Here is a 14,776-nt window from a genome sequence, read left to right as displayed (position 1 = left end):
TGTCATTTATGGCATCGAATTCCAGATTCTGTTCCCTGCACCATGATACAGCTTTATCCAATGCCTCACCGGCACGACAGGTCCATAATATCAGTTTGTTACCTGATTCACGCTGAGATTTCAGGTATTCTATCAGTGGTATATTGGGTTCTCCGAGTTCAGGCCAGTTGCTGTAACATAGTGTCCCGTCGAAATCCACGGCAATGATCATGTAATCCATAAAATCTCCATTCCGCCGCCTAAAAAGACGGCACAATAGTATGAAAAGTGTTTTTTACGCTATCTATCTAAGTAAAACAAAGCAAATTTTGGTTCAAAAGCTTCCAAAATACGATTCCCGGACAGATTTATTGCATAAAAATTTTACAGCCGAACAAATGTACGGCAATAACTAATTTATAGCACATTTGTTCTTTAAAATCAACAAGAAATATAATGATAGGAGTAGAATGATAAGAATGTGATAATACACGAAGTGATATGAAAGAGAAAAACAAGGAGTACTCAAACCAGTCAAGGGATGCGATAATAGACGTAAGGTACAAATCGTGCCAGAAGTGTTTGCCTTAAAGATTGGATAAAAAATCAAATTGTATCAACTAAGAGGAGGGTTCTTATGTCATCAAGAGAAGAGCGAATCGAGTTATTTGAGAAGATTCTTTGAAGATGATATTTAATAAGCATGGCAAAGAGGTCAGATATCTGAAAATAGGAGATGCTGTTGCAGATGCTTTTAAAACTGGCCTGGAGTTCAGGAGATATTTAGGGAATTGAGGGGTGTTAGCTGTGAGACAATATATCGTTGATGCATTTACAAAAGAAATATTTCATGGAAAAACTGCAGCTGTATGTGGATCAGCCCACTGTAATTTGATCCCATACTGGTCAAAAAGACTGGGAAAAGACAAGATGATTGCTTTTCAGGCATCTCCAAGAGGCTGGATCGTATACTGTGAGAACAAAGGTGAACGTGTCATCATAAGTGGCAATGCTGCATTGTATAGTGAATCAGAAATCAATATTAGATGATAATACAATAAAATCGTGTAACATGTTGAGGCGTCTGAAGTATAAAAAGGATCAGCTTGGAAAAATCAATGAGTAAGAATACAAATGGAAAAATCAGATTATCTAAAGTGAGCTTATTACATTATGTACGACTGATATACCGGTCGGTAATTTTTATTGCTTTACTCGTTTTCTATATCCTGAATAAGGTGAATGGAGAGACACAGGTCATAGACCGTTTGGAAGGTACGCCGTTACTCATTCTTTTTGTTTGGGTAGTTTTCATTCTGGAGATGGTCTACAGGTTTTTCCCTTCAAAACTTGAAAGTCCGGGATGTCAGAAACAATTCGCCTGCAACTATAAAAAAACAGGTAAAACAGACATTATCATACAGGATAATAATGCTACAGTGCTCGTTCTTATCATATGGATAGGGTTTAACATGATATTTGGTGGACTCCATATGATGGGGATACTGGATGATGGATTTATGCTCCTTCTATGCAGTGCATATTCAGTTTGTGATGTGATATGTATCCTGTTTTTTTGTCCATTTCAGACTTGGCTCCTTAAGAATAAATGTTGCAGCACTTGCAGGATATATAATTGGGATTATGCGATGATGTTCACACCACTGTTTTTTGTTCGGAAGAGCTATCTTTGGGCATTACTGCTTATTTCATTCATACTGCTGATCCGTTGGGAGATTACATTTTATAAACATTCAGAAAGATTTTCTGAAAACACCAACAGTTTTCTAAAATGTGAAAATTGTAACGAGAAACTCTGTGCCCATAAAAAACAACTCCATTCATTATGGAATAAAGTTGAAGAATACTATGAAACTCGTGAAAAATTGCTAAAGGAATGATTCTTTTGAATCAAGATCAATCGCAAGATAAGTGTAATTTGACTTTCGTGCTAATTTCGGAATAAGAATTCTATGTCGTATGATTTATATAAAGAAATTCTACTAAATGGATTTCAGGGAGAGCGGTTTGCTTGTATGGAGATTGATATACCTGATGAAAAGGTATTTCTGTCAGATTTTGATGAATGGAGCATTGTTCTGTTAAATGGGCTAATATCCGATACAGAAGATGAGGATAAGCAGTTAGAGGCAATTTACGAAGCACTTCCGGATAAAAAGAAATGGGAGATGATGAGTAAGAATTGGGAAAGAGTATTTAACCTATCCCCTTTAGAGACAGAATGGAAATTACGAGGCTCATCAATACAGGCAACTAGAGATGATCTTGAGGACCTGGCTTAGGAGTATATGGAGGCTGAAGGCTTGGATTATGATTCGGCTTATGAGGCAGCGGAAGAAGATTGAACTTCATGAAACTTCAGTGTTCAGTATTTGATGTATGACATCGTTAAGGGCTATGGCAGCCTTGGAATGGTATCTTTCAGAAGACATGGCTGTGACCAGTTCAATGCTTGGGGCCTCTTTTCCCAATGAAAGAAATTCAGCGTTACGGAAGTAGTGTCTGGAGCTGTAGTAGGTGAAAGCCAGACCCTGACCGTTTGCAGCAAGGGATGCAGCAAATAGCGCAGAAAGGGTGTTGTTGTAAGCCACAGGTGTCATCTTGTTTTTCATAAAAAGCTTTCTGGCTTCACGACCAAGGATGGTATCATAGTCACTAAGCAGAAATTCATATTTTTCTGCATCCTTTATGTTTATACATTTAGGAATCTGTGAAAATTCATTGTCTTTAGCTTTGTTCAGAATAGGGTGGTTAGGGCTTGCGACCAGGCAGATTTCGTCCTTTAGCAAATTAAAGGTGCGAAGTCTGCTTCCTTTTTCCGGACGTGCAAGAAGTGCCAGGTCAATGTCTCCGTTCATCAAATATTGTTCAAGAGCCATGGAATTCTTCTCAACAATCTGTACATGTATGTTTGGATAGGTCATGTGAAATGCGTTCAAAACCGGTGGAAGCAGATATGAACCACGGAATGAACTGATGCCAAGGATGACATGTCCGGCATTAAGCTTTGATACATCCTGCATTTTATCCTGTACTCTGTGATATTCGGAAATGGTATGGTATGCATATTCAAGAAGCAGCTGTCCGGATTCTGTGGGACGTACACCGTTTGAAGTTCGTACAAAAAGTCTGTAACCCAGATTACTTTCATAGTTCGTCAGGAACTGGGATAAACTTGACTGAGCCATATATAAGCGTTCTGCTGCTTTTGAAATACTTTTCTCTTCTGCGATTGCAATCAGATAATTCAATTCTTTAATCTCCATTTAACCTCCTGAGGTATTAACAAATCGTTTTACCGATACATATCGGAAAAACCGATACGACGTATATCAGATTAATGTATTCTGCGATGGCCTTCGACCCATTATACTTTATTTCGAAGAGTTTTGAAAAGAGTATAAAAATGAAGGAGGGAATATGAGTAGAGTTTCTCTGAAAGGCATATGCGACATGCATGTACACACGAATCCCGATCTTAGATTACGGGCATACAGTGACCTGCAGCTTGCGGATGCAGCCGTTAGAGTGGGGGCAAGGGCCATAGTTATCAAGTCTCATCTGGGATTCACCGTGAACCGTGCTGCAATTGTCAATGATTATGTCCGTAAAGTCTATGGCGAAAACACAGGCTTCACTATGTATGGCGGAGTTGTAATGAACAAAGTCATAGGAGGAGTAAATCCTGAGGCAGTGGAAAAGGGGCTCAAGCTTGGTGCTAAGGAAATATGGCTTCCTACTCAGTCTGCAAAGAGACATCTTGAGAAAATGGGGCAGAATCCACTTGATGGAATAGAACTTGTAAGAGACGGAAAAGTCATTCCTGAGTTAAAGGATATATTTAATCTTATCAGAGACTATGACGTGGCTCTCGGTACAGCACATGTATCACCGGTGGAGGCATTCGTCATAGTTGAAGCTGCAAGGGATGCAGGCGTTAAGAAGATAATCATCACACATCCCGAATGGTGGGTATGTGACTATTCCATAGATGATCAGATAAGACTGGTCAAGGATTATGATGTAATTCTCGAACGCTGCTATGCTCAGAACATGGGTAAGGGTAAACCCTATCATTTAAACCTTAAAGAAAATGCAGAGCTTATCAAGGAAGTGGGCTATGAGCATGTGATGGTTGATACAGATGGCGGTCAGACAGAGAATCCCGATTGGGAAACAGAGATGTATGAATATATGCATTATCTTCTGGAATATGGGATTCCTATAGAACACATATATCATATGACAAAGACTATTCCTTATTGGCTTCTCGGAATAACTGAAGGAAGTGAATAATAGTCGAAAAGTCTGATCACTACATTATCAGGGTACATCTATTTACTGCAATACATAATTGTTGAAGGAATCAGCAGTTATGATGAAAAATATTAATTCAGGAGAAAAAACATGTTAAGTGCATTTATAATCCTTGCAATCGCAGTTGCGATTTTCCTCGGATACAGGACCAAGATAAACACTGGTCTTTTCTGTATTGTTTTTGCTTACATTATCGGGTGTTTCGTAATGGGAATGAAGCCTAAGGAAGTTATAGCTTTTTGGCCTACAAACACCATGTTTGTTATCCTTTCGGTCTCACTTTTTTATAATGTTGCCGCAATCAACGGAACGCTTGAAAAGATGTCGGGAGCCCTTCTCTATGCGTGTCGTAAATTTCCCGGACTTCTTCCGTTCGCGCTTTTTGCGGTAGCAGTCATCCTTTCAGTAATGGGAGCTACCTATTTTACAGTACTTGCTTTCCTTGCACCTATCACACTGGTTATATGTGATGAGTCAAAGATGGATAAGTTAACAGGAGCTGTGGCCATTAACTGTGGTGCTCTCTGTGGAGGAAACTTTCCTACATCAAATCTCGGAGTAGTTTTCAGAGGTCTTGCAGATACAGCTTACGAAGCAAATCCTAATCTAGAAGCTGTTGAAAGTTTCGGCATGGAAATGCAGATTTTTCTTTTTTCCATAATGTTCTCACTCATTCTTGTAGCCATATTCAGATTTGGTTTCAAGGAGAACAGAAACATCGGAAAAGGTGTCATATTCAAGAAGCCGGAAGCATTTTCAAATGAGCAGAAGACCACATTGAATCTCATGATCCTTATGATGGTGGTTGTACTCATTTTCCCGCTTCTTAAGATGATCATGCCGGGTAACGCAGCTATCAAATATATTGCCGGTAAGGTGGATGTAGGCCTTGTAGCAATCATTTTCGCAGTTATTGCATTGTTACTGAAGCTTGCACCTCAGAAGGAGGCAATAGCCAGAATTCCATGGAACACAATCATCATGATAGCAGGTGCAGGAATGCTTATAGCAGTCGCTGTTGAGGCAGGCACCATAGACATGCTCAGTAATTGGGTCGGCTCAAATGTTCCAAAACCTCTTATCCCGATCGCTTTCTCAATCATCGCTGCCATCATGAGCTTCTTCAGCTCAACAACAGGTGTTGTAGCGCCGGCACTTTTCCCTCTTATTCCGGCGCTTGCAGCATCAACCGGACTTTCCGCCCCTGTACTTTTTGCATGCACAGTACTGGGAGCACAATCCAGTGCCATCAGTCCGTTCTCTTCAGGAGGATCACTTATCCTTGGATCTACACCTAAGGAAGAGGACAGAAATACACTTTTTAACAGACTTCTTATGGTAGCTGTTCCTATAAGCGTACTATGTTGTGCGTTGTACAACTTCATAGTCGCTATGGTACTTTGATTATATATAAGCTCTGTTACGCTTCTCATCGCTTTACTATCAGCAACGTCAGAAACATTATTAAAGCATATAGATAAGATACGAGAGTGTTACTTTCAAGCAGTTCTGCCTGGACCATACAGGGGAACTGCTTTTTTTGCGAAAATCCCCATGCGGCCTATCCCATGATATTCACATGGGATGTTCACACCGTTTGATAAACCATGGAAAAACAAAGGACACATAAAATGTCTGTATAAAGGTAGTAAGTATCGTGGCAGTCACACCGGAGAAACAGTAATTCAGCATTGCCTTAAGAATCAGTGTTACAGCGTAATAACTGAGAAGCCCCGTAACCAGCCTTGTGATCCTTGTTATGAGTGGCGTGTCTGTAGAGAAGCAAACATACCGTCTCTCCAATACCCAGCCTGTAAAAAATCCGATGCACCATCCTACACCCTTGTATGTACCCCTAGAAAGTATAAAACATGCTTTTTTCGCTGGAACTCGGAAAAGGATTGATTGGCTAATAGATATTAACTATAATCAGGCTAATGTAAATTAGCGAAATAAAGAAAAACATGTCAACTAAAGAGAAGATACTGGATGAAGGCATTAACATTATTTGCAGAGAATGGATATGAAGATAAGTTCGGAGTGATGGTGAGTGAACTTGAAGCAAAGAATGACAACACAATAATATTCAGATTCATTGACGGGACAGAGATACCAATCAAAGTTAAATAAAGAAGGGAATAGAGCTCACATGTTGAGGCACACACCTCACATGTAGGCTTTATTTTTGTTTTCAAAGAAAGTAGAATTGGATTATTAAACGAATCGGAGTTTTGTAAGTGAGAAATAATGAATAAAATCTTAAAAATGGTAGGATGTATTTTAAGCGGAATTATTTGTGTGACACTCATCTTATTGGTGTCATCTGATATTAAAACGAAACATACCCAGAATGATTATTCATCATTCAATACAAATTCATAAGTATGTAAAGAATACTGAGTTTATTGATATTATGTACGATACCCTGGCGTCAGGAAAACCAGTTCCATTTGAATGGGCTGCTTTGTATGGGAATGGATGGACATTACACTATTCTTTAATCATTGGGGCTGACATTCCAAATGATAAAATCACTGTGGCAAATCCCTACGGATACTATGAGGAGCTTACATTGGAAGAATTACTGAAAAGAACCAGCTTTCAGGCCTATGAGAATATGCCACTTTTTATGAAAATGGGCTTTGCAATCGGAATGTTTGAAAAAAATACTATTTTTTCAGTGAGGTAAATTAGTAGTTAGAGTTTTATATATTGAAGAGTTCGACAACTTCTTATTTGCTGATAAGAGGCACTTGCCTGATATAGTGAAATGAACCCCTACCCTAAAAAGCTGGGCTCACGCGAACCCTTCTGACACATAAAAGCAGAGCTTGTATCAACGTAGATAGTATGGAGGATGAAGAAGATATAGAACTTGTAAATAGTGTTATTTTTAATGAGCTTTGCAAGGGAATCATTAAGGATAGTTCAAGATCAGCTTATGCATCAATTATTGAGAAATTAAAGAACGTAATTGGCTGTGAATCTTTCTTGTGAGTATTTGAAATAAAAAGAGATTGTACTGAGTAAGGCGCGAGGTATTATGATGGGAAAGATAATAAATCAAAGCTTTGATAAGGAGAGAGCCCTTTATGGAAGCAATGGGATTGATAAATGTTCTCAATGAATAAAATGATGATATAACAAACAAAAACAAAAAGCAAACATATGGATGATGCAGTGATATACTAAATATAGTAGCTTAAAAATCCGGCAGCATCTTGTGAGGTGGTGATTTTTGATGATAATAAACACAGGCCAGAGGACGGACATACCTGCATTTTATTCGGAATGGTTTTCAAACAGACTGAAAGATGGTTTCGTATGTGTACGTAATCCATACAATCCTGAGCAGGTCAGCAGGTACCGTCTTTCACCTGATGTTGTTGATGTAATTGGTTTCTGTACTAAAAATCCGTCGCCAATGTTTAAATACATGAACCTTCTTAAGGAATATGGTCAGTACTGGTTTGTGACGATAACTCCTTACGGCAGAGATATTGAACCTAATGTACCGGATAAGCATAAGCTTATTGAAGATTTTAAAAGTCTCTCTCAAATGGTCGGAAAGAATTCCATGGGATGGCGTTATGATCCGATCTTTATTTCTGACAGATATACAGAAGAGTACCATATACATGCATTTGAGCAGATAGCAGCATCCCTTGAAGGATGCACAGAGACTGTTGTCATCAGCTTCATTGATCTTTTTCCAAAAGTAAGGCGGAATTTCCCTGAAGCAAGGGAAGTAACCAGGGAGCAGATGATAAGACTTGGAAAAGAAATGATAAAGATTGCGTCCTTACATGGAATGACTGTAAAGCCATGCGCCGAAGGTGATGAGCTTTCAAAATATGGTGCGGACTGCGGAGGATGCATGAGGATTAGTGATTATGAGAAAGCTATCGGAAAGCGGCTTGATGCGCCTAAGAAAAAGGGTGCAAGGGCAGCATGCGCCTGTTATCTCACATGCGATATAGGTGCATATAATACCTGCAGACATCTGTGTAAATACTGTTATGCCAATGCAGATCCGAAGATAGTTATTACGCAAAGCAAGTTACATGATCCTAAGTCACCATTTCTGATAGGAAATTATTCTGACGGAGATAAAATACATGATGTACCGCAAAAATCCTGGATTGATGAGCAGATGATCCTGCCCTTCATAAGCGGTTAAGATTCTGAAGATATGAATCTTAACCGCTTTTTGAGAGCCTGTTTATCTTTTATAAGACTTTATACTTAACAAAATAATGCCGACAATTCTTTATAGCAATTAATCAACATATCAGGAATCATGATTAAGGAAATAAACATCATAACAGGAGATGTATATGGAAGAGGCGAGAGCCAACAGCAGTCAGATAATTAGAAAGACTCTCATACGAATGTATCCCGGAACGTTGGTTTATGCGACGATGCTTGGATTCATGTATATGGTGGACAATATAATAGCAGGTAATGCCATGGGTCCGGAAGCGATTGCAGCTGTGGCAATAGCATTACCTTCATATGGAATGTTCCTTGCGTTTATGAATGCAATTGTCCATGGAACCTGCCTGAGAATCACGTGGGCTAAAGGTCGTGCCAATCATGAAGAATTCCAACGCGCCTTCGCGGGAGGAATTACGTTGGCGGCTCTTTTCGGTTTGATCTTCACAGGTGTTATTCTTTTCTTTTCCGAAAAACTGGTCCTCGGTTTTGGAGGCTCAAAATCATCCGGTGAAATCTGCAAGTACAGTCTGCTGTACCTGCGTTTTTGTGCGCCCATGGTCTTCCTCTCTTCTATATCCGGCTCCGTGCGGGAAACCATCGGTGTCCTTGGCTATCAGATGGAGCGGGCATCTCTTGGATTGTTCAACATCATCTGTAATGTCATTGTTTCCGTAATCAGCGTTATCCTTCTTCCCAGAGAATTAAAAATGGCGGGACTTGGTATCGGCAGCAGCACAGCGGCATTTCTTGAATTTGTCGGAGGTCTCGCGGTTCTGAAATACCGAAAAATCGATGCCAGGCTAAAACCGGTAATGCTTAATCCTGTTGAAATCAGGGACATTTTTAAAAGTGGTTTGCCGGCTTCGCTAGACAATATCATAGATTGTATTGCACTTGCTATAGTCAATAATATTATTCTGACACTCATTCCGGGAGATGCGCTTATTCTTTCAACTGTATCCATTGTGAACAATATAAAAAAGGTCGTTCGTCTGCCACTGATGGCTGTTGGATACGACTCAAGCCCTCTGTTTGGTGTGTTTTATGCTCAGAGAGATTCGTATTCGCTTAAAAAAGCAGTCCGTGAATCCTTGAGAATGGGTATGATTGTTGCAGTGTTTTTCTGCATAGCCTGTTTTTGTGCAACACCGGTTCTGACACGGATGTTTGGTATGGATATGACACCGGATATACAGATGGGCTCATTCTTTGTATGTCTTTTCCAGGTGGGATATCTGGTGCAATTCGTATTAACTAATTTTTATGAGTCCACAGAACGGTTTGGTTCTTCTCTCATGATGGCATCCATTCCGGATTCCTTTATCTATCCATTAATGTTGATAATATCGATCCCGGTTATGGGAAAAACGGGATTATGGCTTTCTTTCGGAAGTAATCCATTTGTGGGACAGGTGATAATGATTCCTGTGATGATGCTTTTAAGCCGTAAAAATCCAACAGTAGAGGACCGTATTTTGCGACTGAAGCCCCATATAATCAACCGTTCCTCAAGTTTTGAATATGAGATTAAGGGGACGGATGAAAATGCAGTTGGCATTTCCGGAAAGATTCAGGAATACCTTGAAAAAAACGGAAAGAACCGGAGAATGGCGTATCTCGCGGCACTCAGTTCTGAAGAACTTGCGGTGGATATGATTGCCCATCTAAAGGAAACAAACGTGAAAGAGAGTGGAATTGACAGTTTGTTTGACATCCATGTTTTTAATGATGAGGATAGCATCGAGATTCTGATCAGAAGTATCGGTGATTCTTATGATCCGCTGGATTACGATGCGTCCAAGAATCCGGAAAGCAAGATTGGCGTCAGAATGATTCAAAAAGTCGCTGAAAAAGTTACATACACCTATGTCTATAAAGTGAATATTGTGTCGATTGTTTTACGTTGAATGGGAATCAGCAGAGACCGGAGCGCAAATTACAATTGTGATGAAGCAGGAACAGCGCTTAACTTCGAAGTTCTTGAAGCTGCAATGAGCCATTCAGAAAGTAGTACTGAGGGTAAGCTTGAAAAATAGGAGAAACAACCGGCACGATATGATAAGCTTTGTGCCGGGTTTTGGATGTGATTATGGAGGTGTAAAATGACGAAGGTTTATTGTTATTCGCGGTGTACGACTTGTAAGAGAGCCCTGAAGTGGTTGGATGATAACAAGATCGAGTATGAGCAGATTGATATCAAGGAAAATCATCCTGATGAAATGACACTGCGTCAGTTGTATAAGAAGAGCGGACTTTCATTGAAGAAGTTTTTTAATACCAGTGGCCAGCTATATCGTGAGATGGAGCTGTCAAAGAAGCTGCCGGATATGAACGAGAATGAAATCTTTGAACTCCTGGCATCAGATGGGATGCTGGTGAAGAGACCTCTTCTGATCACGGAGGATACTGTGATTACCGGGTTTAAGGAAGAAGACTGGAGGAAAGCATTATATTTATAGTGCACTGTAAATCGTCCTTTATAAGAGGACATTGAAGCTTCCCTAATAGGCAACTTCCGAAGAGGTTTAAGCGACAAAGGCGTAACGCTATTTTTCTTAATAAGTGCCAAAGACACAACAAACAACTAGGAGCATTAATCATGAACATTAGAAAATATACAGAAAATGATTTATCAGAGATGATACATATCTGGAATGAGATAGTTGAAGAAGGAATAGCATTTCCGCAGGAAGAATTACTTAATCTGGAAACAGGAGCCGGGTTCTTTGCTTCGCAGAGTTTCACCGGGGTTGCGGAAGAGGATGGAAAAATATACGGTCTTTATATCCTTCATCCCAATAATGTAGGCAGATGCGGACATATATGTAATGCCAGCTATGCAGTTTCATCCGAATCAAGAGGAAAACATATCGGAGAACAGCTGGTAATGGATTGTATGAAAAAAGGAAAGGAAATCGGTTTCAGAGTTCTTCAATTCAATGCTGTAGTAGAAAGTAATGTTCACGCACGGCACCTTTACGAAAGGCTTGGATTCAAACAGCTTGGTATAATCCCCGGCGGGTTCAGGATGAAGGATGGACATTATGAAAATATCTGTCCGTATTATCACGTTTTATAAGAATAAGAATTCATGCAGAAAATACGTTGCGTAGTAGAGAGAATCACATATCAGAATCCTGAGAACGGGTATTCCGTTATGAAGTGCAATGTAAAGGATTATTCAGAACTGGTAACAGTCATTGGCAATTTATTTGTGGATTTCAGTGATATGGCAAATGTCAGGTTATGTCTGGAGAAATCCATGGAAGCAGATCTCATGCTGCAAATGTCTGATAACGGAGAGTATGTGAAAACAATTTTGTGAGGCTGGTGAATATGAAAAATGAAATAAGTCCTAATCCTAATTCGGTACATCCGATAGCCGGATACGATAAAGAAATATACGTGAAGCCAACAATAAAGAATCCTAATATTATCGTCGGAGACTTTACTTATATTGCAGATTCGGATTTTGAGAGCCATGTTACACATCATTATGAATGGAATGACGACAAGTTGATAATAGGGAAATTCTGCCAGATAGCTGCAGGAGTTGAGTTTGTAATGAACGGTGCGAACCATCAGATGAACGCCGTTTCGACATTCCTATTTTATACATTAAACGTTTTGACGATGAACTTATAAGCTTATTACTACATTTTAAATGGTGGGATAAGAGTATTGAGGAAATAGACAGTCTGATTCCAATCCTGACATGTAGTGATATGGATAAAGTCAGAGAGGAACTAAAGAAAAGCTTATAAAAATCCTGAAGTGCATTTATAAGAACATTGACATTCATGTTGATGGTTCAATTGTGTATTGCTACTGTATGGAGTGGCAAAGGGGCTTAGATGAATATGGACAATATCTCAAAGAAAAGGGTAGCAAAAAAGACAGCTATTTTCCATTTCCATCAGATGGTCAGTTTGGACATGTTAGTGACAGTACCTGGGGTAGTCAACCAGGGAATTGATACACCATTAGTATGCGTGGAACCAAATGATCGTCCTATGTGGAATTATTCGTTTTTTGAGTATATGCAGATTTTAAGAACTAATGATGCGCATGATAGATTTAAGAATTGCAAAACAAGATGATATTGATTATTTTATGAGTATTCGCCTTGAAATGCTAAAGGTCGTGAATGATCTGCCTGAAGATTATGAGTATTCAGATGAAATGATAAATGAAAGTCGCGATTACTTTTTGAATGGAGACCAGATAACTGTTCTTGCTACAGACGGGGATGCTGTTATCGGCTGTGCATCCATGAGTTTTATCAGGATAATGCCAACATTTGATCACCCTTTAGGAGAATGTGAAATTAAGGAGATACTTTATGCGTCTGTTTATTGCATTAAACTTTAATGAGAATATGAAGTATGCTCTTTTGAAGATGCAGAATGCTTTAAAACAAAACGGAGTAAGAGGCAATTTCACACGGGATGAAAACCTTCACATGACACTTGTATTCATAGGTGAGAGTGATGATCCGAAAAAAATCGAGAGAATAATGAGGGATGTACCGTTCAGTGCTTTTGATATCAATGTTTCCGGATTAAAGTGTTTTAAAGACATGGTATTTGCTAAAGTAGAGGCTAATCCTGATCTAATGGACTATGTGAATAGACTAAGAAGTGCTCTTTCCGGGAAAGATATAGATTTTGATACAAAGAAATTTACGCCACATATAACCCTTGTGAGACGAGCTGGCGGAGCAAAAGGTTATGAGAAGATTGGTAATGTACTTGATGAGACAATGAAGGTAAGCAGGATATCACTGATGAAATCAGAACAAAGCAAGCAAGGAATGGTTTATACCGAACTTGGTTATGTGAAAGCATTTTAATCGGGCATGGTTCTGGCTATATCAGGTGCGCTCCTGATTATAAAGAAGAATAGATGAAAACTTTTAAATACATTTTTTTAAAAATACTAAAGCCCGTATTGTGGTCAGTGATGGCAGTATTAATCTTCGCCATAGGAACCATGGCTGCTTAATCAGATGCGAAGGCTGATTTGGTGGTCGACTTTATTGACGTAGAACAGGGGGATGCAGAGCTTCTGAGATCAGGCGGGGCGGTTATGCTCATTGATTCCGGAACACCTGAGTCTGGAACAGCGATTCGTCTTTTTCTGAAGAAGCAAGGCGTTGAGAAGCTTGATTATCTGGTGCTCACACATCCTGATGCTGATCACATCGGAGGAGCAGCTTCAGTAATTACAAATGTTCCCGTCGGGCAGGTACTCATGCCGGATTACACAAAGGATAACGAGATTTATCAAGGTGTGATCAATGCCTTGAACTATAGGAATCTGAAAGCTCGTGCACCACAGACGGGCGAGACATTGACACTTGGTGACTGTACGGTAAAGGTGCTGGGACCCATAGATCATTAGAAACTTAATATTGGGCCAGGAGGTTGTTATGCACGAAAATGTTATATTCTGTTATTCAGGAACGGGGAACTGTTTAAATCTTGCAAAGAATATAGCTAAGAATATCGGTGGTGCGGATATCGTAATGATGCGTTCAAAGCTTAAGGTATCAGATGTAACAGAAGCAAAAAAAGTAGGGTTTGTATTCCCCTGTTATGGTGGTGGAGCCCCGGAAGATGTGCTGAAATACGTTAGGATGATAACGGTGAATCCTGATGCATATACATTCGGTGTATGCCAGCCGGCTGTTTATAAGGGGACAGGTCTTGCAGAACTAAATCGTATAATACCGCTTAAATATTGGCATGTGGTTACGCATCATTGCAGCTGTATCTGGCTGTTTCCACATAATGTAATGGTACCATTTCTAAACAAAGAAAAAGCACAGAGCAGAAGTGAAAGTATGGCAGCTCAAATCGCTGCGGATATCAGAAATGAGGTAGTATCGGGGAAGCCATTCAGAAATCCTTTAAATGTTTTAGAGAATAAGATCTGGCCTGCTATCGCAAATATTAAGATCAAGGCATTTTCTGTCAGTGATAAATGTATTTCCTGTGGGCAGTGCGTGAAGCTTTGTCCCAGACAGAATATAAGAATGGATAATGGCAGACCTAAATTCGGTACTAATTGTGCCCAGTGCCTTGGATGCCTCCAGTACTGCCCGAAGAATGCAATTTCCATTGGCAGGATAACAGACAGACGGGAGCATTATCATAATTCAGAAGTAAAAGCAGAGGATCTTATGGAAGATATCATACATGTAGATGGATGATTACGTCTTATATTATTTGCATAATTA

At 39.6% G+C, this 14,776-nt stretch carries 18 protein-coding genes and 2 pseudogenes; 18 read left to right on the top strand and 2 right to left on the bottom strand.

Going from position 1 to position 14,776, the window contains the following annotated elements; translation table 11 throughout:
* Positions 1-220 (bottom strand): annotated as a pseudogene (locus T515_RS14795) (hypothetical protein); the annotation flags it as partial.
* A 566-nt stretch (positions 221-786) separates the two neighbouring features.
* Here T515_RS14795 and T515_RS14790 point away from each other — a divergent pair.
* The 3 genes from T515_RS14790 (at position 787) to T515_RS14780 (ending at position 2,282) form a co-directional block, all read left to right on the top strand.
* Positions 787-1,029 (top strand): PhzF family phenazine biosynthesis protein, encoded by a 243-nt coding sequence (locus tag T515_RS14790; RefSeq protein WP_036612878.1) that lies wholly within the window; start codon positions 787-789, stop codon positions 1,027-1,029.
* Positions 1,030-1,097: 68 nt separating this feature from the next.
* Entirely contained in the window at positions 1,098-1,880 is a 783-nt protein-coding gene (locus T515_RS14785) for a hypothetical protein (RefSeq protein ID WP_036612875.1), read from the top strand.
* Positions 1,881-2,015: 135 nt separating this feature from the next.
* Positions 2,016-2,282 (top strand): hypothetical protein, encoded by a 267-nt coding sequence (locus T515_RS14780; RefSeq protein WP_155988399.1) that lies wholly within the window; start codon positions 2,016-2,018, stop codon positions 2,280-2,282.
* A gap of 66 nt (positions 2,283-2,348) precedes the next feature.
* On the opposite strand, the gene T515_RS14775 is transcribed toward T515_RS14780, so the two are convergent.
* The gene (locus tag T515_RS14775; RefSeq protein ID WP_036612873.1) at positions 2,349-3,266 is read right to left on the bottom strand and encodes a LysR family transcriptional regulator; all 918 of its coding nucleotides are present in this window, start codon (positions 3,264-3,266) and stop codon (positions 2,349-2,351) included.
* A gap of 154 nt (positions 3,267-3,420) precedes the next feature.
* Here T515_RS14775 and T515_RS14770 point away from each other — a divergent pair, with 154 nt between their 5' ends.
* From T515_RS14770 to T515_RS14705, 15 genes and pseudogenes are all read left to right on the top strand, one after another.
* Entirely contained in the window at positions 3,421-4,296 is an 876-nt protein-coding gene (locus T515_RS14770; protein ID WP_036612870.1) for a DUF6282 family protein, read from the top strand.
* 111 nt (positions 4,297-4,407) lie between these two features.
* Positions 4,408-5,721, top strand: coding sequence for an SLC13 family permease (locus tag T515_RS14765; protein ID WP_036612867.1), 1,314 nt, complete (start codon positions 4,408-4,410; stop codon positions 5,719-5,721).
* Between the two features lie 585 nt (positions 5,722-6,306).
* Positions 6,307-6,447 carry a hypothetical protein gene (locus tag T515_RS17475; protein WP_155988398.1) on the top strand — a complete coding sequence of 47 codons (141 nt, stop codon included), beginning with the start codon at positions 6,307-6,309 and terminating at the stop codon, positions 6,445-6,447.
* Between the two features lie 283 nt (positions 6,448-6,730).
* Positions 6,731-7,006, top strand: coding sequence for a hypothetical protein (locus tag T515_RS14760; protein WP_155988397.1), 276 nt, complete (start codon positions 6,731-6,733; stop codon positions 7,004-7,006).
* 161 nt (positions 7,007-7,167) lie between these two features.
* A complete protein-coding gene (locus tag T515_RS17470; RefSeq protein WP_155988396.1) occupies positions 7,168-7,314 on the top strand; it encodes a hypothetical protein in 147 nt (48 codons plus the stop codon).
* 244 nt (positions 7,315-7,558) lie between these two features.
* Positions 7,559-8,497, top strand: a complete 939-nt coding sequence (locus T515_RS14755) for a DUF1848 domain-containing protein (RefSeq protein WP_036612865.1) — start codon at positions 7,559-7,561, stop codon at positions 8,495-8,497.
* 157 nt (positions 8,498-8,654) lie between these two features.
* Positions 8,655-10,442 carry an MATE family efflux transporter gene (locus T515_RS14750; protein WP_036612862.1) on the top strand — a complete coding sequence of 596 codons (1,788 nt, stop codon included), beginning with the start codon at positions 8,655-8,657 and terminating at the stop codon, positions 10,440-10,442.
* 195 nt (positions 10,443-10,637) lie between these two features.
* Entirely contained in the window at positions 10,638-10,994 is a 357-nt protein-coding gene (locus tag T515_RS14745) for an arsenate reductase family protein (protein WP_036612859.1), read from the top strand.
* A 140-nt stretch (positions 10,995-11,134) separates the two neighbouring features.
* Positions 11,135-11,614, top strand: a complete 480-nt coding sequence (locus tag T515_RS14740; protein WP_036612857.1) for a GNAT family N-acetyltransferase — start codon at positions 11,135-11,137, stop codon at positions 11,612-11,614.
* A 12-nt stretch (positions 11,615-11,626) separates the two neighbouring features.
* Entirely contained in the window at positions 11,627-11,860 is a 234-nt protein-coding gene (locus T515_RS14735; RefSeq protein ID WP_036612855.1) for a YrrC family ATP-dependent DNA helicase, read from the top strand.
* 11 nt (positions 11,861-11,871) lie between these two features.
* Positions 11,872-12,299 (top strand): annotated as a pseudogene (locus T515_RS14730) (hypothetical protein).
* Between the two features lie 304 nt (positions 12,300-12,603).
* On the top strand, positions 12,604-12,906 hold the full coding sequence (locus T515_RS14720; RefSeq protein ID WP_197026464.1) for a hypothetical protein: 303 nt from the start codon (positions 12,604-12,606) through the stop codon (positions 12,904-12,906).
* Positions 12,878-13,387 (top strand): RNA 2',3'-cyclic phosphodiesterase, encoded by a 510-nt coding sequence (gene thpR, locus T515_RS14715; protein WP_036612851.1) that lies wholly within the window; start codon positions 12,878-12,880, stop codon positions 13,385-13,387. Before T515_RS14720 ends, thpR begins: the two co-directional genes overlap by 29 nt.
* Positions 13,388-13,560: 173 nt before the next feature.
* Positions 13,561-13,938, top strand: a complete 378-nt coding sequence (locus T515_RS14710) for an MBL fold metallo-hydrolase (protein ID WP_155988395.1) — start codon at positions 13,561-13,563, stop codon at positions 13,936-13,938.
* Between the two features lie 28 nt (positions 13,939-13,966).
* Positions 13,967-14,749, top strand: coding sequence for an EFR1 family ferrodoxin (locus T515_RS14705; RefSeq protein WP_036612849.1), 783 nt, complete (start codon positions 13,967-13,969; stop codon positions 14,747-14,749).
* The last annotated feature ends 27 nt before the right edge of the window (positions 14,750-14,776 follow it).

It is taken from the genome of Oribacterium sp. P6A1 (genome assembly GCF_000702885.1).
Classification (GTDB): Bacteria; Bacillota; Clostridia; order Lachnospirales; family Lachnospiraceae; genus Oribacterium.
Note: the sequence above shows the minus strand (reverse complement) of the source record. Positions and strands in the feature narration are given on the sequence as shown.

What these genes read in the sequence shown, in the direction of transcription:
- T515_RS14775 (WP_036612873.1), bottom strand. Translation starts at nt 3,266, where the DNA reads ATGGAGATTAAAGAATTGAATTATCTGATTGCAATCGCAGAAGAGAAA.
- T515_RS14780 (WP_155988399.1), top strand. Translation starts at nt 2,016, where the DNA reads ATGGAGATTGATATACCTGATGAAAAGGTATTTCTGTCAGATTTTGAT.
- T515_RS14785 (WP_036612875.1), top strand. Translation starts at nt 1,098, where the DNA reads ATGAGTAAGAATACAAATGGAAAAATCAGATTATCTAAAGTGAGCTTA.
- T515_RS14705 (WP_036612849.1), top strand. Translation starts at nt 13,967, where the DNA reads ATGCACGAAAATGTTATATTCTGTTATTCAGGAACGGGGAACTGTTTA.
- T515_RS14750 (WP_036612862.1), top strand. Translation starts at nt 8,655, where the DNA reads ATGGAAGAGGCGAGAGCCAACAGCAGTCAGATAATTAGAAAGACTCTC.
- T515_RS14735 (WP_036612855.1), top strand. Translation starts at nt 11,627, where the DNA reads ATGCAGAAAATACGTTGCGTAGTAGAGAGAATCACATATCAGAATCCT.
- T515_RS14740 (WP_036612857.1), top strand. Translation starts at nt 11,135, where the DNA reads ATGAACATTAGAAAATATACAGAAAATGATTTATCAGAGATGATACAT.
- T515_RS14755 (WP_036612865.1), top strand. Translation starts at nt 7,559, where the DNA reads ATGATAATAAACACAGGCCAGAGGACGGACATACCTGCATTTTATTCG.
- T515_RS14770 (WP_036612870.1), top strand. Translation starts at nt 3,421, where the DNA reads ATGAGTAGAGTTTCTCTGAAAGGCATATGCGACATGCATGTACACACG.
- T515_RS14760 (WP_155988397.1), top strand. Translation starts at nt 6,731, where the DNA reads ATGTACGATACCCTGGCGTCAGGAAAACCAGTTCCATTTGAATGGGCT.
- T515_RS17470 (WP_155988396.1), top strand. Translation starts at nt 7,168, where the DNA reads ATGGAGGATGAAGAAGATATAGAACTTGTAAATAGTGTTATTTTTAAT.
- T515_RS14745 (WP_036612859.1), top strand. Translation starts at nt 10,638, where the DNA reads ATGACGAAGGTTTATTGTTATTCGCGGTGTACGACTTGTAAGAGAGCC.
- T515_RS14765 (WP_036612867.1), top strand. Translation starts at nt 4,408, where the DNA reads ATGTTAAGTGCATTTATAATCCTTGCAATCGCAGTTGCGATTTTCCTC.
- T515_RS17475 (WP_155988398.1), top strand. Translation starts at nt 6,307, where the DNA reads ATGAAGGCATTAACATTATTTGCAGAGAATGGATATGAAGATAAGTTC.
- T515_RS14720 (WP_197026464.1), top strand. Translation starts at nt 12,604, where the DNA reads ATGATAGATTTAAGAATTGCAAAACAAGATGATATTGATTATTTTATG.
- thpR (WP_036612851.1), top strand. Translation starts at nt 12,878, where the DNA reads ATGCGTCTGTTTATTGCATTAAACTTTAATGAGAATATGAAGTATGCT.